A 20,563-nucleotide genomic window follows, 5' to 3' on the forward strand; every position below is an offset into this window, starting at 1 on the left:
CGGTTCGGTGGTCATAGACAAACTGGAAGCGGATCACCAGCGTGTCTCTTCGGCAAAATATTTAGCAGCTTTACGTAGAATATCGCGTTCTTCGCGCAGCTTCGCGTTTTCTTTTTCCAGCTGGCGGATTCGCTCAGAATCAGTCGCCGCTTGGGCTTTATCATGCACGGCTCTAATGCGGGCACGCTTTCCGGTGCCGTACTTGGTGACCCAAGAATGCAGCGAGGCACGGTTGATACCGAGCTCTGCTGATGCTGCGTTCAGCGAGAGGTCCTCATTGTTTTCATAGAGGGCCACAGCATCGCGTTTGAACTGTTCGGAGTACCTGGACATGGTGGTAGATTACCTTTCTTCCCAGCCCGACTGGGCTGGAATGAAAGGTGTCCACCAAAAAGGGGTCAGGCCCAATCACCACGCGCTCGCCTTCAGCAATGGGGTAGTGAAGAAGGTAGTGGATTCAGCTGAGTGCCCTTTGCCCTCCGTCGGAAGAAGAGTGGTGGAGAAGGCCTCTACGTCACGGTCTACCGTGGCCGGGGAACCTTCGGTTTCGCCGCCTTCGATCTCCTCTAAGTCTGACTCGTAGGCGTTGAAGGTGCGCGGTGCTGCGCGGCTAAGCTCCTTGGCCAAGCTATCGGCGTCGGAGGCGTCGGCATAGGTGCCGCCGGTGGCGTCGGCAATGCACTGCAGTTCCTGCTGAGCCTCGGGCTCAACGTTGAAGCCGACGGTGTTGATGACCAGGTCGATACCCTGTTCCTTGAGTTCCTTCGCCACATCGCAGACCGGTGGCGGGGTACATGTCGCAACGCCATCCGAGACCAAGATGATGCTGCGCTGGCCTTCCTTTGGAAGCTCAGCCGCGGCCTTGCGCAGAGATTCACCGATGGGCGTAAAGCCGCGCGGTTGGAGGCCATCCATGTGGCCAATCATCTTCTCAGAATTGCCGGCCTCGGGTGGCGTTACCACGGTGATGTCCTGGCAACCGGCAGCTTCATCTTCAGGAGCCTCGCCGGTGTTCCCACCGTAGGTGACAAGTCCCAGAGGGGCGTCGTCCCCGGCTTCGGTGATGAAGGTGCGGGCGGCATCTTTGGCGGCGTCGATGCGGGTCTGGCCGCCGGCATCGTTGGTGATCATGGAACCGGAGGAATCGAAGACCACCATGGTCGGGGCCATGTCACTAGAAGCAGTGGGGGAGCTCGGCACGGAGCTACTAGTGGAGGTTGAGCGTGAATCTTCGGCGGTGGCGGTGAGGGGAAAGAGAACGCTTACGACGGAGAGAGCGACTGCTGCGAGGAAAAGAATCGCCGTGAGCAATGGTTTTGGTATGAAACGTGACTTTGTGTGCATGTGAGTTAAATTACACACAGGAGGCGATCTGCGCTTGGGAACGGGGAATACAGGGGGATTAACCCCCGTGCATTCCGTTTCCGTTTGCGTGTTTTAGGGGGCCTTAGAACAACCGGGTATACATCCGGTAAAGCGAGTCGAGCATGCTCTGAATGTTGTTGCGGACCGGGCTGTTCGGGTCCAGCGCCGCCACACCGCCGGCGACAATCAGCGCGCTGATGGCCCCCAACAGGAAGCCAATCATGCCGCCGCGAGAGGACGAGCACGAATCATCCGAGGACCCATCGGAGGAGCCTGCCGAGCTTGCCGACGCCCCCGCAGAGCCCTCGTCACAGTTCTCATCCGGCTTGGCTGGCTCACCTGGCTTGGCTGGCTTGGAGGGATCCGAAGGCTCGGAGGGCTCGGCAGTTTTGGTAGTGGTAATGGTCGTCGGCACCTTGGTGGTGATGGTCTTTTCCTCAGTGGTGGGCACCATCGAGGTCACTGTCTTGGTGGTCTTCTCCGCTGGGAGCGTGGTGGTCACCGTGGTGGGGACCTCTTTGGTTTCCGTGGTGGTCACGGTGGTCGGTACCTCCGTGGTGACGACCTCAGTTGTGGTCGCCGGTGCCGGGGTCGTCGGCTTCTCTTCGCGCGGGTCCGCAATGGCGTGGTCGTTGTTCTTCAGCGTGACCTTGTCCACCAAGTTCGGGTTGTTGGCGTTGTAGGTGCGGAAGGTGAGCTCATCACCGGTCACATCGACGACCATGTAGTCCTCGTCGTAGTCCTGGCGCCAGATCGCCGTGGACTCGTGCGGCAGTGCTGGGTCCATGTTTTCCATGCGGGCATCGCGGTACTTCTTCCCATCCTCGCCCTGGAAGTCATAGAACTTGCCGCCGCCCGCCGAGGTGGTGGTGATGTAGAGGACCTCACCGTCATTGGGGGCGAGGACGTCGCCACGCTTCGCAGGAGCCTTCACCGGCTCAAGGCCGTTCATGAGATGGGTACGGGTGTAGATGTGATCGTGGCCGCTGAGTACGGCATCGACGTCCAGTTCGGACATGACCGGAGCGAGCTTTTCACGGAGCTTGGTTACATCGCCATCGGTGTAGTGGGTGCCTTGAGAGAAGAAGGCGTGGTGCATGCCCACGATGATCCAGTCATTGAAAGCTCCGCGGTTTTCAATGGTCTTACGCATGAACTCCGCATGGCGCTCAATGTCCGCGTCACTGCTGGCGTTGGTGTCGAGCCCAAGGAAGAGAACGTTGTTGCGCTCAAAGTAGAAATCCCGCAGGTCTGGCTCCTGATTCGGGTTGATGAAGTGCTCATCGTAGTGCTTCATTGCCAGGTCTGACGGGTACGTCTCGTGATTGCCCGGCAGTGCGTTGGTGGGAATGTTTCGAATCTCCGGTGAGGAGAAGTAGCCGTCGTACTGCGCGATCGTCGCGCCCCAGCCCTCAACCTGGTCACCGAGGGACCAGATCATGCTGGCTTGAGGGGCGTCGGCAACCGCGTTGCCGATGGTCTTGTTCCACTGCTCGGTCTGACCCTTGATGTCGGCATCGACTCCAATCTGCGCGTCAGAAACCGTGACGAAGCTCCAGTCCTGGCCAAAGCTGCCGGTGTTAAAGGTTTCAGGCTCGGACCAGCCGCCCTCTTCGGAGCCGACGCGGTAGGTGTACTCGGTGTTTTCCTTTAGACCCGTAGCGGTGGCGTAGTTGGACACGTATGCAATAGCGCCACCGTCCTTTTCCTCGGCTTCAAAGGTCTGGGCGCCGTCTGGGCCGGTGACCTCGAGGACTTCCTTGTCTGCCGGGCCCTGGGTGCGCCACGAGACAATGACGGAGCTTTCCTTGCTTCCCGGTTGGAGCACCATCCGGGAAATGGGGCTAGTTTGAGCGGTAGCCAGAACGGGAACGCTTACCTGTGAGGTGAAGACAAGAGCGGCCGCGGTCATGGTGGCTACGCCAGCGGAGGCGGGAGAAAAACTAAAACGCTTCATTATTGCTTTGTGTGCCTTTTGCGATGAATATCGGAAGTTGAGTGTGAGAGTGTTTCTCTGCTGAGAAAACAGAGAAACAGACATGACCTAGTCACAGAAACATCTCAAGGTGAACCTCCGGTTAAGCAGAATAGAAATCTGTGGAACATGCCCCCGGTATAGGGGATATCACGCGCTGTTTCGCGTTGAAATAGCAGTTTTGGTGAGCTTATGTTTAGCCCCATGTCCCACGAATTCGGGTCCACAGATACCCCAGACTCTTCAGAATCTTTAAGAAACTCTCGCGCTATCCGCTTTAATCGACGCACCGCGCTGCGTTGGGGCGCCGTTGGTGCATCCACCGCGGCCGCTGGCTATGGGCTGTCGGCAGCAACTGCCCAGCACGGCACCCCGCGCCAGACCCCGTTGGAAGCGTATAACCAGTACACCGGCGCCCAGCTGCCTTTCCTCCACGGCGTTGCGTCCGGCGATCCGCTGCCCACCTCGGTGGTGCTGTGGACCCGCGTCACCCCGGACCGGGATGCCCTGCCTGGTTCTGGCATGGGAGACGACGTTCACGTGGCATGGGAGATTGCTACAGATGAGGCGATGGGTTCCGTGGTGGCACACGGCCAAGAGGTTGCCTCCGCGGAGCACGACCATACCGTTCACGTAGATCCCTTTGGCCTGAACCCGGACACCGTGTACTACTACCGCTTCCAGGTGACCTCGGGTGAGCATAGCGGGGCGTATTCGCCCGTGGGCAGGACGAAAACTGCGCCAGCTGTCGATGCCCAGGTAGACAACCTGAAATTCGCCGTGGCCTCGTGCGCCAACTACGAATCGGGCTTCTTTAACGCCTACAAGGACATGGCGGAGCGTGGACGCTCCGGGGAGCTTGACTTCGTGGTCTTCCTTGGGGATTACATCTACGAATATCCCACGGGGGAGTACGTGGGCAAGAGTGGTGTGGCACGTGAGCACCACCCCGTGTGGGAGATCGTCACGCTGGAGGATTACCGCATCCGCTACGGCCGCTACCGCACCGACGAGCACCTGCAGGCTGCGCATGCTGCGGCCCCGTGGGTCGTGGTGTGGGATGACCACGAGACAGCCAACAACTCCTGGCGCGAGGGCGCCGAAAACCACACACCTGGGTTTGCAGAGGGCGAGTGGTCCCGCCGTTGGAACGACGCCTTGCAGGCCTATTATGAATGGATGCCGCTGCGCCAAAAGCAGCTGAGCGAGGGCGGTAAGCTTTACCGCAACCTGCGCTTCGGCTCTCTCATGGAGCTCACCATGATGGACCTGCGTACCTACCGCGACCAGGAAACCACCGCCGCTAACTTTGGGGATCCGAATCGAACCATCGTGGGTAACGAACAGCTGCAGTGGCTGCGAGACACTATTGCGATGTCAGACGCCACGTGGATGGTGATGGGCAACTCGGTGATGATGGCTCCCATGCGCCTGCTGACCATCCCAGGTAATGATGCCGCCAATGAGGGCTTGCGCTTTGTCAAGGGCAATACTTCTGGCTTCGCCGTGAATTCGGATCAATGGGATGGATACGCCGCCGACCGTGACCGTGTACTCGAGGCTCTTGATGCTCGCGAGGGTAACTCCTTCTTCATTACCGGTGATATTCACTCGGAATGGGCCAACGACATCTACCTGCACGACAAGCGCGTGGCCTGTGAGCTGGTGACTACCTCAATTACGGCGCCCAATGTCGACGAAATCCTCACCACCTACACAGGCACCTACCACGGGGAGGACAACTCGACTTCGTTACTCATTGAGGACGCAATCAAGGACGCCAATCCGTGGGTAAAGCACTTGGACTATGACTCCCACGGCTATGCCGTCGCGCATCTCTTTGCCGATCACGTGGAAATGCACTACTACCGTGTTTCTGATGTTGAAGCTGAAGATGCTTCGGTAGCGCTGGCGGTGAGCAAGACCTGGAATCCTAAGGACGGATTCACCGCCTAGCCACCATCCGCCGGCGGGCGCTGCGGGGGATCAGCCCAGCGCTCGGAGGTAAAAGAAGCCGATCAGCGCGCGCCGGGGAATATCGAGCAGCGGGCGCAGGAAGGGGAGGCGGGCGGGTTGGGAGGAGGCGTCGACAAGCAGCAGCGTGCGCCCATCCCGTAGGCGCTCCAGGGTAAAGGTCTCCTCGCCGCGCTCAATATGGCCGGGAAGGGTGCCGTAGGTAAAGCCACACCGGCGCTCCTCGCGGAAGACATCCACGACCCGGCAGCGAAACTCCCACGGCCCCAGCCCGAGGCTGACCTCAGCGCCTTCCTCCACCGTGGCGTGGCTGGGCTGTACCCGGAAAAGACCGCTACGCTGCAGGCCCCAGCGGAAGAGTTTGTCTGCGGCGTCATCGAATTCAGCGTCGATGACGCGGGACATGTGCAGCTGCGGGAAGCCCTCGGTGGAGGAGTACGACAGTGGCTCAGGCATGGGGCTTAGCCTAGCCAAACCGCCCTTAGATGATGCTTGAGAAGAGTAAAATAGGGTGTATGCAGGAGAAACGGAAACGACTTATCGTTCCTGACTTAGCGCGTGGCACGGCGCTTTTGGGGATTGCCATGGCGAACGCCGTGCAGAGTTGGGTTGTGAACGAGTGGTCCTTGGGGCCTAGCTCCACCCTGGGTGGTGTGCGTCCCGATAGCGCCCTGGACACCGCGGCCGCGGTGTTCACCGGCATGTTTGTACGTGTGCGAGGCCTGCCGATGTTCTGCATGCTGTTGGGATTCGGCATTGGTCTCATTGCTGCGAGCCTGCAGCGTAAGGGCTACACCATTAAAGAATCGCGGCGCGTACTCATCCGCCGCTACGGGCTGCTTGCAGTTTTTGGTCTGGCGCATGGCTTCGCGCTTTTCGACGGTGACATCATGCTGGTCTATGGCCTCATGGGCATCGCCTTGGTTTGGTGCTTTACGCTTTCGACGCGCACGCTGCGGCGCATTGCCTACTGGTTCTTTGGCGGCTATGCGGTTTTCGCCGGCTCGGGCGCGGTGGGAGCCTATTTTGGCTACTTCAATCCTCTGCCCAACTCGCGTCCGATGACCGGTGAACTTGTCACATTCGGTGACTATTTCGCCCGCAACCTGCGCGGTGAGGTTGCTGCTCTGGGGCAGATCCCCATCACATTTGTGGGGCTGGTAGGCGTTTTACTCATCGGATATATCTGGGCGCGGGAGGGCGTGCTTGCAAACGTTTCTGCGCACCGCCGAACCTTGGTCACCTGGGTTGTTATTGCAGGTATGGTCATTGTCTTTGTTGGTCTTCCGTGGGGGCTTGCGGCCGCTGGCGTTGTGTCAACCGAATTGGAACCGGTGTTCTTGATGCTGAACCAAGCTTTTGGCTTTCTTACGGGTCCTGGCATTCTGGCGGTTTTGGCACTGCTCACGGAGAAACTCAACAATCGCGTTCCTGGGTGGGCCTTTGCTTTCGTGGCATTGGGCAAGCGCTCTATGTCGGGCTACATTGCGCAATCGGTTTTGTTTATTGTTCTTGTCACCCCAGCCGGCTTCGGACTAGGCGCGGATGCTTCGGTGAGCGGCAAGCTTGGAATCGGTCTGCTGGTCTTTGTCCTGACGCTGCTTCTCGCTGCTCTGCTTGAGGCTTGGGGCAAACCTGGCCCGTTCGAGTGGGCGCATCGCCGGCTGGCGTACGGCCCAACGTGTCGTATTGAGCCTAAGTCGGCTCTCGGGTCGGCCTGATGTTGGTTTAAACGGCTGATTCCTCGCGCAGAAGCCAGCCGCAGAGCTCCTTCTGCGCGCGGTCTACGCCACCGGGGTAGCTTTCCTCTAGCTCGAGTTTTACGTTATCAAAGATACGTTCCGAGATGAGTTCCGCGCGCTCTCTACTCAGCTGCCCGCGCAGCTCATCGAGCGGCACCTTAAGCTCCGTGTACGGACTCGGGCGGAAGTACCATGACCGCATGTCGTCGGCGTAGACGACGATAATCGTCTTCGTCATCTGCGATTCCAGCACAACATTTCCAAATACCAGTGACGTCAGCGTCTTCGATTCCATGGCCGCGATTGTAGGCCTGTGTAATGGAATATACGAGGCTTCATTTTTGGAGGCGTTCCGATATATTTTGTCAACCTCGCGGGTGTCTTAATCGGGGTTGATGTTTCAGCCGGGGCCGTTTGGACGTGTTGTTGTCGGACATGGCTTCAGCTCTGCAGGCATTGCCGCTGAGCAGTAATGGGAAGCTGGATCGTCGTGCCCTCCCCGATCCAAATTAAGTTAAAAAGTCTCGGATTACCCTTGTTAGCCTACCCTGGGTGATGGTAGCCTTACCTAACCTTGTTCGTTTAGTGAAATGGAAACCCATTCAGGATGAAGAACTCAATCGTTGTCCGTGCGCTCAGTCTCGCCGTGCTCTCCACTACCCTGATGTTGGGAGCCTGCAGCTCCGATACAGATGGCAAGGCGGAAAATACTTCCTCAGGCGCAAACTCCGCAGCGAATTCCGGTGATAATGCCTCCGAAGTCACCATCAAGCACGCCAGGGGGGAAGACACATACCCCGTAAACCCCGAGCGCGTCGTTGCCATTGGTCCAGCCATCGACAACCTGCTGGCTATGGGCATCAAGCCCTCCGCCGTGGTGGTGTCTGCTAAGGACATGAATGCCCCGTGGCGCGACGGCAAGTTGGACGGCGTGGAGATTATCAAGCAGACCGATTTCAAGACTCTGCCGAAGGAAGAGATCGCTGCCGCTGCTCCGGATTTCATCGTCGGGGACTACTGGACGATCTCCGAGGATAACTACACACAGCTCTCCGAGATCGCGCCCACTCTGGGTGGTATTGGCACCGAGGGTGAGGGGATCGGCTGGAAGTCGCAGCTGAAGGAGCTCGGCAAGATCTTCAACAAGGAAGATAAAGCTCAAGAAGTCATCGACCAGGATGAGAAGGTCTTCACCGATGCGAAGTCCGAGCTGCCGAATATCGAGGGTAAGACCGGTGTGGTCTCCCAGTTCGCTCAGGGATCCTTTGGAGCTGTGGCCGACCCGAAGGACCCAGGAGCCTCTTTCATCTACGACCTGGGTATGAAATTCCCGGAACCTCTGACCGACGGCTCTATTGAGGTAAAGCAGGGGCGCGTGACTCTGTCGCCAGAAAACGTCTCCGCCCTGGCTGCGGACTTCATGGTGATCTATAACCGCACCGGTGACATCGCGGAGGTGGAGAAGATCCCGGGCTACTCAGACCTGCCGCAGGTCAAGTCCGGCGCCACCCTGGCGGGTAACGAGGCTGTGGTTGCCGGCCTGAACACGCCGACCTCCCTGTCCCGTGCATGGGTATTGGAGCAGGTCAAGCCTACCTTGAAAAAGCTCTCTTAGTCTCTTTTTCTCCAGCACCCCTCGCGAGTGTGTCGCCCGGTGTGGCAGCGTGGGGTGTTTTCTTATGCCCTTTCTTGTTCGCTCACTCGCCTCCCCGCTGCCGCCCGCCGACCCGCAAGGAACTTTGCTTGTCTTCTGCGCAGTGGGATCCGGCTGCTGCGTGGAGGCGCCGTCCGGGGGCGTATCCGGTGCGGGTGAGCGAACTTGAACTTACGCATGCGCAGCTGGTGAAAGTCGATGGCTGGAAGAACGTTTTTCAGCAGTGGGCACCGCGGTGCTGGACAAGAGTTCGGCTGACCGGCCAGCACCCGAGGCGAGAGGCATCGACCCTGCGCATGCCGACCAACCGCATGCCGATCCACCGCATTGACCCGCTACACACCGTCCCAATCCACTAAACCAACCCACATACTGACCCTACGCACACCGACTCACCGCACACCGCCAACCCAGAAACGAGAAAGGAATGACCATGGCGAGGAATAGCCGAGACAGGGAAATCTACCCCATTACGATCCGCGAACTGCAGGTCGATGACATCGAGGACATCACACCAGGGATGCGTCGCATTACTCTGACGGGCGAACAACTACGCGCCCATAGTGCGTTCGGCGTAGACGCACCACCGCTAGTCAGCGATGGTTTCGACGACGATATCCGCATCATCTTCCCAGACCCGGCCACCGGGGAGCGCCCTCACCCCATCACACGGGAGGACGCGACGGTGCTATGGCAAGAGGAAGTCAAAGATCTGTTTCGGACATATACCGTCCGTTCATTCGACGCCTCCCAGGGCCGTCTCGTCGTAGACTTCGCGCGGCATGGCCAAGGCCTGGCCGAGGACTGGTCCGCACGAGCTCGACCGGGAGATCCCCTGTATATCGCAGGGCCGAAGTCTTGCGCAGCGCTGCCCACCCACACTCCGTGGCTACTGATGGTGGGCGACGAGACGGCGCTGCCGGCGATTGCTCGCTGTATAGAGTCTTTGCCCGCCGGGTATAGGGCAGTGGCGATTATTGAGGTAGCCACGCGGGCACATGTCCAGCGACTGGAGTTCGAAGCACAGGTGGACATTCACTGGCAGGTGCGAGACGAGGGCGGGGACTTCGTGGCGAAAGCTACCGAGTTGTACGGAGAACACCCAGAGTGGGCGGCCGAGCCCGCTGCGATGCCCTATGTATGGGCTGCGGGAGAGGCCGGGCGATTGAAGGCGATCCGACGCTGGGTTCGAGCTCTGGGGATTCCGCGGGAAAACGTGGAGATTACGGGGTACTGGCGCGCAATGGCACCGGCGCAATCGGAAGCAGGGGCGACGGCTACGCAGGCTGAGAGTGCGGGGCAGGTTACGGGCACTCCGTTGCAGGGCGACAGTGAGGGGGCGGAGACAGGGGCTGTGACGAGCTACCGTAATGCGCTGGTTGAGCTGCATGAACTCACCGAAATGGGGTCGGCGATTCTTGTGCGCCAAGCCGTAGGGATGGGGATTTTCGGCCTGATTGATGAGGGCGCGGATCGAGTGGATCAACTGGCCGAAGCAACTGGCGTGCAGCAGGAGCTGGCTCTCCGGATTGCGCGTTACCTGGAGGCAGTGGGGTTAGTGACGTTGTCGGCGGATGTAGCACTGGATAGCTCATCGGAGGATGTGGCGGACCAACGGGCGGTTCGAATCGGCCTCACTGCGCTGGGCAGCGAGTTGGCAAACCCGGATTCTCCAGTAAGGGATTGGATTACCGGGCCGGCGGCCGCCAAGACCGCAGCACTTGGCCGGCTAGGGCAGGCACTGCAGAATCCGGCTGATACCGGCGAGCACCGCTGGGACTACATTGTGCAAACCCAGCCACAACTGGCCGTGGAGGAACACGAACAGGCGGCCTCCAGTGCTCAGTGGTCGGCCCCGGCCGCAGCGGAGATTCTGAGCAGCAAGCTACTAGCGCGACAGGATGCTGGCTCGCTTCGATGCGCGGTGGGAGGTCCGGCCGCGGCGGTGTATGCGGATGAGATTCTACGTAAGATACCGCAGGCAAACGCCGTGGTGTTGGGGTCGTTTTCGGAGGCAGAGGATGACGCAAGGATCTCAGTAGGCGCAGCAACTGCAGCGATGACGGAGCCTGGGGCCAGCGCAGAGGAGGTTATGCTGCGCGATATTGCTCCACGCCGCCGGGATCGTGCTCGCTATAGTGCACTGCACGCTCCAACGGTTGGGCGTAGCGGTGGGGATGCGCGCCGGGCGGATTGGGCTGGCACAGTGGCTACTTTGTGCGAGCAGGTAGATGCTGTGGTGCTGGTTGATCCGTGGCGACGTTGGCCAACTATAGAGTTGCAGCAGCTGGTAGCTGCCGTACTACGTTCTGGGGCGCAGCTGTTCCTGGTGACCCCAGTGTTGCAGGAAAGTGGGGCCGAGGATCATGACTACCAGGAAGATTTATCACGCCTCGTTCTGTATGGATCGCAGCTGCCCACGGCCCGTGTGATTGCGAAGCACCTGGCTGCCGTGGGTGCGGTAGTGCGTTCGAAGCAGCCGGTGGGGTGGAGTGCCCAGCTGTTCGAGGTGGGGAGGGGAGGTAGGTAACTGCCGGTGGTCGGGCGAAGCGTGTGGAGGAGCGGCGGACGTTCGGTGGTTTGCTAAACCGTTTCTAAAGTGCCCCCTGTCGGCCGGGATCCCCCCTTCCGCTGGGAGCCTTCCTATCGGCTGGGGTCCCACCCCTTCGGCTGGGAGCGCCTGTCGGCTGGCCCCTAGCGGCTGAGCTGCCTCCATATCGGCAGCCACACACCCCCCGGAATAATTAACTTAGCCTATCCTTTATCTAGTTAGGCTGCCCCATGCGGGGTAGACGCGGTAGACGTGATTGACGCGCGCTCGAGGATCGATCAACACCCCGTGCGTCCGATGGCCTTCACCGCACCCCAATGAGCTCCCTGCACGTTAGGCTTTTATATGTTTCGAAACAATTCGCTGACCCGTCGCGCGGCAATGAAGACGGCCGCTGTCTTAGCAGCATCCACTCTCGTCCTTTCCGGTTGCTCCCGAGGCGAGGATTCCTCGGCGTCAAATATTGAGGGCAATGAGAACGAGCGCATCGCCGCAGTTGGCCTAGGAGACAGCGATACCTTGCTCGCGCTAGGTATCCAGCCTGTTTGGCAGCAACACGCACATCGGGAAAACGTTGTCATCAACTCGGGCGCGCGTTTCCAGGATCAAGGTGGCATCCACAAAGGGGAGCATGCGGTCGTGGCCGCGGGCATGGTGGTGACTAAGGACGTCGCGCTGCGCACTATTGCGGGCGGGGTGTCGGCCCGTTACTTGCGCGACATCGAGGGCTAATCCGCGCGGGCAGAGGACGTTGCCGCCGAGCGCATGGTACCCGCCTCCAGGTCATCCTCGTTGAAGAAGTCGAGGACGCCGTCCTCGAAGACGTAGGCGCCGTCGGGGAAGTAGAGGGTCAGAGTGCCGTCTTTGAGCTCCGCCTGGATGGGGTGACCCAAGGTGCCGGCCTCGTAAGTGCCGTCGCCGACCTTTTCAAATTTCTTGTCGGACAGGAAGTCTTTGGAGTCGTCTCTGAAGGTGGCGAGGTCGACTTCCGTTTCGCCATGGGTTTTGAGGAAGTAGTTGCTTGGTCCGTTCATGGCTTCCGCGGGGGAAAACTCACCGTCGAGGAAGTCGCATTCACTTTCGCTGATGGAGAAGCGGCAGCGGACGGGGCCGCTATTGGTGTCGAATTCGTAGAACTCGTCGAGGTCGGCCGGATCGACGGCGTCGTTCAGATGGGTGAGGTCGATTCCGATGTGGTGTTTGTCTTCTGCGTTGAGCTCGGTCTTGAGTGCTCCGAAGTCCATCGCGGTAAATGTCACGCTCACTGGCTTGCCTGCCTCATGTGCGGGAGTATCGCCCGTAGTGAAACTTACGGAGTCGCTGCCAATGGTGAAGTCGAAGCCGTCGCCGGAGAAGTACCCATTGCTGTCATTGAGCGGGTGGCCCCAGTTGAAAACGATGGAGAAGACCACTTGTTCGCCCTCGTAGTTGCCGGAGGCAATGATGTAGCTCAGGGGCTCGCACGCATCGAAAGAATCTTGGGTGACTTTGAAGTCTTTGAGAGGTGCTCCGCGTTCAGGCTCCTCCGTCAACAGGAAATGAACGATGGCCGTTGGTGCTTCGCCTTTGTCAACGAATTCGCCGACTCCGGAGTCGGCGACTCCGGCGTTCGGGTCGCAGCTTTCTTCGGCCAAGGATACGGGCCAGTTGCGTGTCGATGCCGCCCTGCTCGACGTAGCTGGGCTGGTGCTGCTGCGAGTCGCGCGTGAGGAAGTGCTCGAGGTCGCTGGTGGGTTGGAGGCAGACTCGGTCGCCGCGCTCAAGTCAGGTGCCACTGCGGATTCCGACGGGGCTGCCTCGCGCCGAGTGTCGGGGAGGGAGCAGGACGCAACGAGCGCGGCTGCTGATGCCGCCGCTACTGCGGCACGCGCGGTGCGTTGGGGCAGGAGGACAGGGAGAGTGGTCATGGTGTATGTCCTTCGTCCGAGGGGCGAACTCGTGGCCGAGACTAACGAAGCGCGAAGCCGAGTCCTATCACCGGCTGGAAATTGTTAGGAGATCGAAATGATTTACGGGGAGAGCTGAGTGATGGGCTGGACAGACAAGATGTCGACCTCGCCCGCGCAGGCCTGCAGGCCCGGCACTGCGACATAGAGGCTGTCGGTGTTTTCGGGCGGATAGATCCGCAGGCCATCGGCGTCCTGCGGTTGGCAGGCCGCCGCGTCGAGCAATCCCACGTTGGTGATCTTGAGCCCCGCGCGGGCCTGGGCCCCTGGCGCCAGCGTCACGGTGGCAGCTTCGGTGCCGGTCTCACGCAGCGCGGCGGGGCCTAGTTGAGTGCCGTCGTTGCTGGTGACGGCGGAGACGCCGGGGAAGCCCGTGAGGGTGCACTCCTCGTCAGAGGTATTGGTCAGCACGATGTCGACGAGTCGGGAGCCAGCGGCTCCCTGTTCGTTGGTGATCTCGGTGGAGAGCTGGGAGGTGGCGCAGGCGCCCTCGGGCAAGGGCGGGATAGTGGAGGATGCTGGGGCTGGTGCGGTGCCGGACGCGCCGGGAGCGGCCCCGGAAGCAACGTCGTCGGCCGTGGCGGTATCGGCGGCGTCAGCACCGCCAGTACCGCCAGCACCGACAGTGCCGTCGGCGGCATCGTCACCCGCAGGGGCGTCGGCCGAGTGAACGACGGTGGTCGTGACTGCCGACGGTGCCGCAGAGTCCTCCTCGCTGGCGGAACACGCGGCGAGTGGCAGCAGCAGGCTGAGGGACAGGAGTGCGCGCAGATTCTTCATACCCACAGGGTAGTTTCACAGCACGACGGGGACTAGAGATTACTGGTCACGAGTCTGTTAAGTCTTTGCTAGCAATGAGCAACGATTCGCAGAATGTGTCACACAGTGTGCAGTAGCCGTCCTGTGACTGAAAGTGTGAACATGATGAACTCCCGCCGCCTTTCCCATGATCGAAAAACGCAGGGAACGACGGGGCTTATGGGCGCTCCGGCACGATGAGCGGCCCGCCGGTGACGGGGTCCTCGATGACGCGGGAGTCCAGTCCGAAGACGTCGCGCAGGGCCTGCGGCGTGATGGTGGACTCGGGCGAGCCCAGGGCCGTGACGGAGCCGTCCTTCATGAGGACGAGGTTGTCCGAGTAGCGGGCGGCTAGGTTGAGATCGTGGAGCACCATGACGATGGTCTTGCCCTGTTCCTTATTGAGCGTGGAGACGAGCTCGAGGACGTCGATGGAGTGCGCCAGGTCCAGGTAGGTGGTGGGCTCGTCGAGGAAGACGATGTCGGTGTCCTGAGCCAGGACCATGGCTATCCACACGCGCTGGCGCTGGCCGCCGGACAGGGAGTCCACGGGGCGGTCGCGCAGCTGAAAGACGTTGGTGAGCGCCATGGCCTCGTCCACGGCGGCGGAGTGGGAGGCGGACCACTGCTGCAGCCAGGACTGGTGCGGGTGCCTGCCGCGGGCCACGAGGTCTGCGACGGTGACGCCGGCAGGGGTGATGGGGGACTGGGGGAGCATCGACAAGCGCGTGGCTAGCTCCCGGGAGGAGTAGTCACCCAGCTTCTTCCCGTCGAGGGTGACGGAGCCCGCCGACAGTGGGAGCAAGTGGGACAGGCCGCGCAGGAGGGTCGACTTGCCGCAGCCGTTGGCGCCGATGAGCGTGGTGACCTGGCCGTCGGGGATGTCGAGTGTGACGTCGCGGCTGATGACGGTATCGCCATAACCGACGGAGACGGAGTGCGCGGAAAGTCGAGCGTTCATTACCTGATGTTGTCCTTCAGACCCTGGAGGATGATGGTGGCCGAGAGCAGGGACGCGTTCATGTACCAGGACTCGTAGTCCACGGACACGGCCTGGTTGGCCTGCACTGCCTTGAGAGAGTGCCATGTGGCGGCCTGCGAGGGGTCGGCGGCGCCGGCGTTGACGCCGTAGAAGATCCAGTCGGCGTCGGCCTCGGAGAGCTGCTCGGCGGAGATGTCCTGGCCAGCCTTCTCAATCTGCTTTTGGTTGGCGGGGCGGGGCAGGCCGGCATCGGCGGCCACGGAGCCCGCCATGGAGTTGACCCCGTAGAGCTGGAACTGGTCTTCCTTGGAACGCAGGAAGGAGACGGTGGGCTTGGAGGATAGGCCCTCGCCCCAGGCTTTGGCGTTGGACTCGTACTCGGCCAGGAGGGGCTCGGCGGAGTCCTTCTTGCCCACGGCCTCGGCGATGGTGAGGAGGTCCTGCTTCCAGTTCTCGCCGCCGCCCTTACCGGTGACGACGGGCGCGATGGCCTTGAGCTGCTCCAGGATGGCCTCGTCCGTACGCGAGTTAGCGCAGATGAGGGTGGGCTTCAGGGAGGCGATGGTCTCCAGATCCGGGTTGGCGCGTAGGCCGCAGTCCGCGATGGAGTCCAGATCGAAGTCGGAGCCGAAGCGGTTGCGGATGTAGTCCGGGACGACGCCCAGGTTCTTGGCCTTGGCCGCGCCCACCGGGAGAATGCGCAGCATGAGGAGGTTGTCCAGCTGGCCGGTGTTGAGCGCGATCACGCGCTGGTGCTGCTCGGCGGCGCTGGACGATGCCGCGGAGGTGGCCGCCTGCTCGCTCGGCGCAGTCTCCTGTTTGGAGCAGGCCGCAGCGAAGGCGGCGACGCCGAGGCCAGCGGTGATCTTGAGGAAGTTACGTCGTTGCATGGTCGTCTACTTTCGTGTTCGAGTTTGCTGCCAGAGCAGCCAGATGAGGAAAGGTCCGCCGATGACCGAGGTGATGATGCCCACCGGGATCTCCCAGCCGAAGGCACAGCGGGCGATGAGGTCGGACACGCACACGATGATTGCGCCCATGGCCGCCGATGTCCCCAGGGGCGGCGCCCCGACCCGCGCCAGGCGCGCGGAGATCTGCGGGGCGACGAAGGCCACGAAGCCCACCGGGCCCACGGCGGAGACGGTCACCGCGGCCAGTAGAACTGAGACGATGAGCAGTGCCGCGTTGATCTTCTTCAAGGGGGCGCCGAGGGCTTGGGCGGAATCCTCGCCGAGCTCCAGCGCGGGCAGATCGATGGCGATGCGGGCTAGCACTAGGCCACACACCACGAGCATGCCCAGGGTGGGCCATAGGTGCTCGAAGGTGCAGCCGTTGAGCGAGCCGACCATCCACACCTTGGCCGCGGCCGCGGTGTTGAGATCTGTGGCGGCCAACATGTACGTGACCAGGGCGTGGAGGAAGGCGTTGCCGCCGATGCCCACGAGGACGAGGCGGAACATATCCACCCTGCCGCGCCGGGACAGCATCCAGATGGCCGCGCCGGTGGCGAGACCGCCGGCCATGGCGGCGAGCGGGATGCCGACGTAGGCGCCGAACGCCCCGCCGGCCCCGGCAGATCCTCCGAAGACCATGATGGCCACGGCCGCCACGGTGGCGCCCTGGTTGATGCCCAGGATGTCCGGGCTGGCCAGGCCGTTGCGGGCGATGCGCTGCGTGATGGCGCCGGAGAGCCCCAGCGCGGCGCCGACGGCTAGACCCACGAGCGAGCGGGCCAGGCGCCAGTCGATGACGACGGTGCGCTCGAGTTTGTTTCCGCCGCCCGCCAGAACGCCGATGACCTCGGCGGGGTTAAGGGGGAATTCGCCGATGCCGAGGCTGATGACCCACACGAGCGCGCTCGCGACCACGATGGCCGCGGTCCAGGCTTGCGTGCGCGGGTGGTAGAGGAAGCTGAACTTTCCGAGGCTGAGGTACTTCATTACAGGCTCACCACCGTTCGGTGCCGGACGAGCCAGATAAACGCCGGCCCGCCGAGCAGCGCGATGACGATGCCCGCCTGGAGCTCGCCGGGGCGCATGATGAGGCGGCCCACGATGTCGGCGCCGAGCAACAGGCAGGCGCCCGCCAGCGCGGAGTAGGGGGTCACCCACTTGTAGTCCGGGCCGGTGATGCCGCGGGCGACGTGGGGCACCACGAGACCGATGAAGCCGATGGGGCCCGCGGCTGCCGTGGCCGCGCCGGCCAGCAGGGTGATGGCCACGAAGCCCAGGATATTGGCGCGGGCAACGTTGGTGCCCAGCGCCTGCGCGGCCTCCGCGCCCAGATTGAGGATGTTGAGCGTCGGGCCCAGCGCCAGCGCTAGTACCGCGCCGATGGCGAGCGGCACGAGCGCAGGGGTGATGATGTCGAAGCCGCGTCCGGTGACGGACCCCGCTTGCCAGAAGCGGAGGGTGTCGAGCGCGTTGGGATCGATGTAGACGATGGCCGACGTGGCCGCCGCGAGGACGGCGGACAGGGCGGAACCCGCGAGGACGAGGCCCAGGGTGTCGCCGCGACCGATGCCGCCGGCGGAGAGCCCGAAGACGAGCAGCGCCGCCAGGCCCGCGCCGAGGAAGGCGAGGAAAAGGTGCGACTGCATGGACGTCAGTCCGAAGAGGAAGATGCCCGCCGAGACGAAGAGTGCGGCGCCCGCATTGATGCCGAGTAGTCCAGGGTCCGCGAGCGGGTTGCGGGTCAGGCCTTGAACGAGTGTGCCGGCTAGTCCGAGCGCAGCTCCGACGACGATGGCGAGCACGGTGCGCGGGATGCGCATGGTGGCAAGGATTCCGGCGATCTCGGCGACGCTGCTGCCCACGGTGCCGGCGGCCTGGGCGGTGTCGGTGTGCCCGCGCAGGATCTCCCAGGCGGTGGGCCAGGCCTGGGTGAGCTCTGAGATGGAGGTCGCCTTGGCGCCCAGTGCCAGGCTGGCGAAGACGAGGGCGACGAGTGTGGCCACGAGGAGGGCTAGGCCGAGGAGTCGTCTGCTGTGGCCCGCGGCGCGCGGGGTGCCCGCGGCCGGTGTCGGCAGAGTCGTCGATGTCATGTAGGTAAGGATAACCTTATTTCGACGATGTACGTGAATTGTCTCTCCTTGCTGGAGGTTCGTCGGCTTGAGATAGGTTCACCTAATGTTGGTTAGGCTATCTTTTCTCAATTCGACAGGCCTTTTATGCCTCTGCGGACTTCCCGCACTCGTCGCTCGGCCGCGGTATTCCTGTCGCTCGCCCTTGTCGGCTGGGGTGCGGCCGCATGCTCGTCGGACCCCGATTCCGGTGCGGCCGACAACTCGGTGGCGGTATCGTTGGCGCAGTCGGCATCGGCTGACGGCGACGCCGCGGCCTATCCGGTCACAGTGGCCACCAAGTTCGGTGACCTCACCGTCGAGGAGGCTCCGCGGCGCGTGGTGGCCCTGGGGTGGGGCGGCGCCGAGGTGGCGCTCTCGCTCGGCGTGCAGCCGGACCTTATCCTCATCCTCGACGTTCGTTCCTCGGGCGATCGAGAGCGCTACGACACACTGTCGGCCATCGCGCCGGTCGTGGGCATCCCGGAGGGTGGAGACAACTGGCTGACGGATCGCTCCACCCAGCTTGAGCGGTGGGGGGAGACAGCGGAAAGCGTGCCATCAGTGCTGTCGTCGGTGACGCAGCCGGTGAGCACTAGAGCGAGGGATGCGGCGAGAACGGGGAGTAGTCGCTGTGTAGTCATGGTGCGGAGTCTAGGCGTTGAGCTTTTAGAGTTCTTGCAAAGCGGGGAATACGCGCTCCTTGAGCAAAGGGGCGATGTCGACATCCGGGGCAGCGGGATCGACCCACGCTAGCTCCGCAATCTCCTTGTCTGGATGCGCGACGGAGATTTCTTCCTCGTAGACATAGACGTGTGCGTGGATGTTGTGTGGGGCGCTGTTAGCCGCCGGTGAGATATACGTGGCCAGGCGGCGAAGCTTCGATATGTCGACCGCGGCGCGCACGGCCTCGTGGGCGATGAGCTGGGCGGCCTTGGCGGGGTTGATCGTGTCATCGATGGAGCCGAAAGGCAGGACGAATTCTGGGGTAGAGGTGGCGCGGAGGACGAGAACGCGACCGTGATTATCGCGGAGGATAACGGCTACGATTCCAGTAATGTCTGCGGGAGATGAGGGCGAAGTGGAGGTCTCAGACATGCCTCCATAGTAGGTCTGCGCGGGGTGCGGAGAGCGGTGAAGAAAGAGAGGGGGCACCCGAAAACTGTCAGTAATGTAACGGGTTGGACACAGTCACACACGTTAGAAAACGGCCGTCCATGGCACGTGCCATCATAGGGGAAGTCTTATAGACCATTACGAGAAGAAGTGAAAGAGGAATTGCTCAATATGCGAAAAATTCCGCACCTTAAGAATGTCCTCGTGGGCTCGGCTTTCGCAGGTGCGTTCTTCCTGGGTAACCCAGCGGCGGGTGCCCAGGAACTTCCCACAATCCCGGAGATTGATTCGGCAGGTTTTGTTGATCAGGTACGCGAGGATCTGCAGTCCGTGGGCATTGAGACCATGCCCGTGGACAAGGAGCTGACAGACTCCGTCGATTCAACAGTCAACGGCGCCGCCGCAGCGGTGTCGAATGATGCGTCCCAGGCAGTTGCTGGGGCCGTGAATTCCCCTGCGGCGCAGCGCCTTGCGGGGCAAGCAAACCTGGATACCCAGTTACCGGTTCCGGCAGCACCGCAGGACTACGCTGGTGCCGACGCTAAAACGGGTGAACCGCTGACGAATCCTGCCCCCATCGGATTGCTGGAGGAGGCCACGCAGCCGGAATTCGTGCCACAGGGCACTGATCCGAACTATGCGTGGAAGAATGACCTGTTTTCCAAGATCGCTGCCGGTAAACCGCAGGCGGACTATGTCCTGCACCGAGTGCCTGGTTCCTACTATGACGCTCCTCAGATTCCGGAGGAATCTAATGTAGCGATGACCGAAGGCAAGTCCCTGTATGGCCCGGGTACCCCGCTCTACATTCATGAGGACACCATGTGCACGCTGACGGCAGCCGGCACCGATGCGGAAGGCCGCAAGGTTGGTATTACCGCTGGTCACTGCGGAAATGTCGGCGATCCGGTCTCTTCGGCAGACTCCTGGCAGGTTGGCCCGACCGGCACCGTGGTGTCAAAGAATGAGCAGCTGGATTATTCGCTCATCGAGTTCGGCTCCAAGGCCGAGGTGTCCCGTAGCTACAACGGCGTGACCGCTAATGGGGTTGGTGGCACCACCCAGCCGGGCGATATCACCTGCAAGAACGGCGTGGCCACCGGCCGTACCTGTGGCATGACCTTCCAGCACACCGAGCGCGTCACCGTCAACCAGGTGTGCGCCATGGTTGGAGACTCCGGCGCTCCGGTCTTCCGCAACGGCCGCATCGTCGGCTCGGTATCCCGCGGCCTGATTCCGGGGTTGCCGTCGTGCCACACCCCGTGGCAGGGCGCGCTGCACAACCCCACGGTTGTGTCTAACACCGATGCCATCATCGCGGATCTGAACCGCCGCGAGGGCGTAGGTTCCGGTTTCGCGCTTCCGGAGAACTAACCACCGCTGCGAAACCGGTCACGGA

Annotated in this window: 19 protein-coding genes and 1 pseudogene; 8 read left to right on the plus strand and 12 right to left on the minus strand. The window is 61.8% G+C overall.

Annotated features, from left to right (window positions below; genetic code table 11):
* From HMPREF2912_RS11060 to HMPREF2912_RS11075, 3 genes and pseudogenes are all read right to left on the minus strand, one after another.
* Positions 1 to 333: pseudogene (locus tag HMPREF2912_RS11060) on the minus strand (transposase); the annotation flags it as partial.
* 75 nt (positions 334 to 408) lie between these two features.
* On the minus strand, positions 409 to 1,344 hold the full coding sequence (locus HMPREF2912_RS11065; protein WP_227486303.1) for a vWA domain-containing protein: 936 nt from the start codon (positions 1,342 to 1,344) through the stop codon (positions 409 to 411).
* A gap of 103 nt (positions 1,345 to 1,447) precedes the next feature.
* The gene (locus tag HMPREF2912_RS11075; protein WP_070684163.1) at positions 1,448 to 3,322 is read right to left on the minus strand and encodes a purple acid phosphatase family protein; all 1,875 of its coding nucleotides are present in this window, start codon (positions 3,320 to 3,322) and stop codon (positions 1,448 to 1,450) included.
* Positions 3,323 to 3,544: 222 nt separating this feature from the next.
* Between HMPREF2912_RS11075 and HMPREF2912_RS11080 the strand changes: the two genes are divergently transcribed.
* Positions 3,545 to 5,296, plus strand: a complete 1,752-nt coding sequence (locus tag HMPREF2912_RS11080) for an alkaline phosphatase D family protein (protein WP_196060535.1) — start codon at positions 3,545 to 3,547, stop codon at positions 5,294 to 5,296.
* Positions 5,297 to 5,326: 30 nt separating this feature from the next.
* Here the strand turns inward: HMPREF2912_RS11080 and HMPREF2912_RS11085 are convergent, their stop codons facing one another.
* Positions 5,327 to 5,770, minus strand: coding sequence for a DUF1990 domain-containing protein (locus tag HMPREF2912_RS11085; protein ID WP_070597332.1), 444 nt, complete (start codon positions 5,768 to 5,770; stop codon positions 5,327 to 5,329).
* Between the two features lie 59 nt (positions 5,771 to 5,829).
* On the opposite strand from HMPREF2912_RS11085, the gene HMPREF2912_RS11090 reads away from it, so the two are divergent.
* Complete coding sequence (locus HMPREF2912_RS11090) at positions 5,830 to 7,035, plus strand: DUF418 domain-containing protein (protein ID WP_070684165.1); 1,206 nt, start codon at positions 5,830 to 5,832, stop codon at positions 7,033 to 7,035.
* A 7-nt stretch (positions 7,036 to 7,042) separates the two neighbouring features.
* Here the strand turns inward: HMPREF2912_RS11090 and HMPREF2912_RS11095 are convergent, their stop codons facing one another.
* Complete coding sequence (locus tag HMPREF2912_RS11095) at positions 7,043 to 7,351, minus strand: hypothetical protein (RefSeq protein ID WP_070684167.1); 309 nt, start codon at positions 7,349 to 7,351, stop codon at positions 7,043 to 7,045.
* A gap of 312 nt (positions 7,352 to 7,663) precedes the next feature.
* Between HMPREF2912_RS11095 and HMPREF2912_RS11100 the strand changes: the two genes are divergently transcribed.
* The 4 genes from HMPREF2912_RS11100 to HMPREF2912_RS11110 all read left to right on the plus strand — a co-directional run bounded on the left by HMPREF2912_RS11100 (position 7,664) and on the right by HMPREF2912_RS11110 (position 11,993).
* Positions 7,664 to 8,671 (plus strand): ABC transporter substrate-binding protein, encoded by a 1,008-nt coding sequence (locus HMPREF2912_RS11100; protein WP_010189126.1) that lies wholly within the window; start codon positions 7,664 to 7,666, stop codon positions 8,669 to 8,671.
* Between the two features lie 128 nt (positions 8,672 to 8,799).
* Positions 8,800 to 9,069, plus strand: a complete 270-nt coding sequence (locus HMPREF2912_RS12915; protein WP_148139418.1) for a hypothetical protein — start codon at positions 8,800 to 8,802, stop codon at positions 9,067 to 9,069.
* 74 nt (positions 9,070 to 9,143) lie between these two features.
* On the plus strand, positions 9,144 to 11,240 hold the full coding sequence (locus HMPREF2912_RS11105; RefSeq protein WP_070597336.1) for a siderophore-interacting protein: 2,097 nt from the start codon (positions 9,144 to 9,146) through the stop codon (positions 11,238 to 11,240).
* Positions 11,241 to 11,606: 366 nt separating this feature from the next.
* Positions 11,607 to 11,993 carry a hypothetical protein gene (locus HMPREF2912_RS11110; RefSeq protein WP_070684169.1) on the plus strand — a complete coding sequence of 129 codons (387 nt, stop codon included), beginning with the start codon at positions 11,607 to 11,609 and terminating at the stop codon, positions 11,991 to 11,993.
* Here the strand turns inward: HMPREF2912_RS11110 and HMPREF2912_RS11115 are convergent.
* The 6 genes from HMPREF2912_RS11115 to HMPREF2912_RS11145 all read right to left on the minus strand — a co-directional run bounded on the left by HMPREF2912_RS11115 (position 11,990) and on the right by HMPREF2912_RS11145 (position 18,030).
* Positions 11,990 to 13,168, minus strand: a complete 1,179-nt coding sequence (locus tag HMPREF2912_RS11115) for a hypothetical protein (protein WP_246816535.1) — start codon at positions 13,166 to 13,168, stop codon at positions 11,990 to 11,992. The two genes, HMPREF2912_RS11110 and HMPREF2912_RS11115, sit on opposite strands and share 4 nt — an antisense overlap.
* 102 nt (positions 13,169 to 13,270) lie before the next feature.
* On the minus strand, positions 13,271 to 13,987 hold the full coding sequence (locus tag HMPREF2912_RS11125) for a DUF4232 domain-containing protein (protein ID WP_070684173.1): 717 nt from the start codon (positions 13,985 to 13,987) through the stop codon (positions 13,271 to 13,273).
* 196 nt (positions 13,988 to 14,183) lie between these two features.
* Positions 14,184 to 14,966, minus strand: a complete 783-nt coding sequence (locus HMPREF2912_RS11130) for an ABC transporter ATP-binding protein (protein ID WP_010189119.1) — start codon at positions 14,964 to 14,966, stop codon at positions 14,184 to 14,186.
* A complete protein-coding gene (locus HMPREF2912_RS11135; RefSeq protein WP_070684175.1) occupies positions 14,966 to 15,877 on the minus strand; it encodes an ABC transporter substrate-binding protein in 912 nt (303 codons plus the stop codon). Before HMPREF2912_RS11135 ends, HMPREF2912_RS11130 begins: the two co-directional genes overlap by 1 nt.
* Positions 15,878 to 15,883: 6 nt before the next feature.
* On the minus strand, positions 15,884 to 16,927 hold the full coding sequence (locus HMPREF2912_RS11140) for a FecCD family ABC transporter permease (protein WP_010189115.1): 1,044 nt from the start codon (positions 16,925 to 16,927) through the stop codon (positions 15,884 to 15,886).
* Positions 16,927 to 18,030, minus strand: a complete 1,104-nt coding sequence (locus tag HMPREF2912_RS11145) for a FecCD family ABC transporter permease (RefSeq protein ID WP_070596551.1) — start codon at positions 18,028 to 18,030, stop codon at positions 16,927 to 16,929. The genes HMPREF2912_RS11140 and HMPREF2912_RS11145 overlap by 1 nt, the downstream gene beginning before the upstream one ends.
* A 126-nt stretch (positions 18,031 to 18,156) precedes the next feature.
* Here HMPREF2912_RS11145 and HMPREF2912_RS11150 point away from each other — a divergent pair, with 126 nt between their 5' ends.
* The gene (locus tag HMPREF2912_RS11150; RefSeq protein WP_070684177.1) at positions 18,157 to 18,804 is read left to right on the plus strand and encodes an ABC transporter substrate-binding protein; all 648 of its coding nucleotides are present in this window, start codon (positions 18,157 to 18,159) and stop codon (positions 18,802 to 18,804) included.
* Here the strand turns inward: HMPREF2912_RS11150 and HMPREF2912_RS11155 are convergent.
* Positions 18,718 to 19,146: an NUDIX domain-containing protein gene (locus tag HMPREF2912_RS11155; protein ID WP_070684178.1), complete on the minus strand. Its 429-nt coding sequence runs from the start codon at positions 19,144 to 19,146 to the stop codon at positions 18,718 to 18,720. The genes HMPREF2912_RS11150 and HMPREF2912_RS11155 overlap by 87 nt on opposite strands.
* 189 nt (positions 19,147 to 19,335) lie before the next feature.
* On the opposite strand from HMPREF2912_RS11155, the gene HMPREF2912_RS11160 reads away from it, so the two are divergent.
* Entirely contained in the window at positions 19,336 to 20,538 is a 1,203-nt protein-coding gene (locus tag HMPREF2912_RS11160; RefSeq protein WP_070684217.1) for a S1 family peptidase, read from the plus strand.
* The last annotated feature ends 25 nt before the right edge of the window (positions 20,539 to 20,563 follow it).

It is taken from the genome of Corynebacterium sp. HMSC056E09 (assembly GCF_001813425.1).
Taxonomy (GTDB): domain Bacteria; phylum Actinomycetota; class Actinomycetes; order Mycobacteriales; family Mycobacteriaceae; genus Corynebacterium; species Corynebacterium hesseae.

What these genes read in the sequence shown, in the direction of transcription:
- HMPREF2912_RS11065 (WP_227486303.1), bottom strand. Translation starts at nt 1,344, where the DNA reads ATGCACACAAAGTCACGTTTCATACCAAAACCATTGCTCACGGCGATT.
- HMPREF2912_RS11075 (WP_070684163.1), bottom strand. Translation starts at nt 3,322, where the DNA reads ATGAAGCGTTTTAGTTTTTCTCCCGCCTCCGCTGGCGTAGCCACCATG.
- HMPREF2912_RS11080 (WP_196060535.1), top strand. Translation starts at nt 3,545, where the DNA reads ATGTCCCACGAATTCGGGTCCACAGATACCCCAGACTCTTCAGAATCT.
- HMPREF2912_RS11085 (WP_070597332.1), bottom strand. Translation starts at nt 5,770, where the DNA reads ATGCCTGAGCCACTGTCGTACTCCTCCACCGAGGGCTTCCCGCAGCTG.
- HMPREF2912_RS11090 (WP_070684165.1), top strand. Translation starts at nt 5,830, where the DNA reads ATGCAGGAGAAACGGAAACGACTTATCGTTCCTGACTTAGCGCGTGGC.
- HMPREF2912_RS11095 (WP_070684167.1), bottom strand. Translation starts at nt 7,351, where the DNA reads ATGGAATCGAAGACGCTGACGTCACTGGTATTTGGAAATGTTGTGCTG.
- HMPREF2912_RS11100 (WP_010189126.1), top strand. Translation starts at nt 7,664, where the DNA reads ATGAAGAACTCAATCGTTGTCCGTGCGCTCAGTCTCGCCGTGCTCTCC.
- HMPREF2912_RS11105 (WP_070597336.1), top strand. Translation starts at nt 9,144, where the DNA reads ATGGCGAGGAATAGCCGAGACAGGGAAATCTACCCCATTACGATCCGC.
- HMPREF2912_RS11110 (WP_070684169.1), top strand. Translation starts at nt 11,607, where the DNA reads ATGTTTCGAAACAATTCGCTGACCCGTCGCGCGGCAATGAAGACGGCC.
- HMPREF2912_RS11115 (WP_246816535.1), bottom strand. Translation starts at nt 13,168, where the DNA reads ATGACCACTCTCCCTGTCCTCCTGCCCCAACGCACCGCGCGTGCCGCA.
- HMPREF2912_RS11125 (WP_070684173.1), bottom strand. Translation starts at nt 13,987, where the DNA reads ATGAAGAATCTGCGCGCACTCCTGTCCCTCAGCCTGCTGCTGCCACTC.
- HMPREF2912_RS11130 (WP_010189119.1), bottom strand. Translation starts at nt 14,966, where the DNA reads ATGAACGCTCGACTTTCCGCGCACTCCGTCTCCGTCGGTTATGGCGAT.
- HMPREF2912_RS11135 (WP_070684175.1), bottom strand. Translation starts at nt 15,877, where the DNA reads ATGCAACGACGTAACTTCCTCAAGATCACCGCTGGCCTCGGCGTCGCC.
- HMPREF2912_RS11140 (WP_010189115.1), bottom strand. Translation starts at nt 16,927, where the DNA reads ATGAAGTACCTCAGCCTCGGAAAGTTCAGCTTCCTCTACCACCCGCGC.
- HMPREF2912_RS11145 (WP_070596551.1), bottom strand. Translation starts at nt 18,030, where the DNA reads ATGACATCGACGACTCTGCCGACACCGGCCGCGGGCACCCCGCGCGCC.
- HMPREF2912_RS11150 (WP_070684177.1), top strand. Translation starts at nt 18,157, where the DNA reads ATGCCTCTGCGGACTTCCCGCACTCGTCGCTCGGCCGCGGTATTCCTG.
- HMPREF2912_RS11155 (WP_070684178.1), bottom strand. Translation starts at nt 19,146, where the DNA reads ATGTCTGAGACCTCCACTTCGCCCTCATCTCCCGCAGACATTACTGGA.
- HMPREF2912_RS11160 (WP_070684217.1), top strand. Translation starts at nt 19,336, where the DNA reads ATGCGAAAAATTCCGCACCTTAAGAATGTCCTCGTGGGCTCGGCTTTC.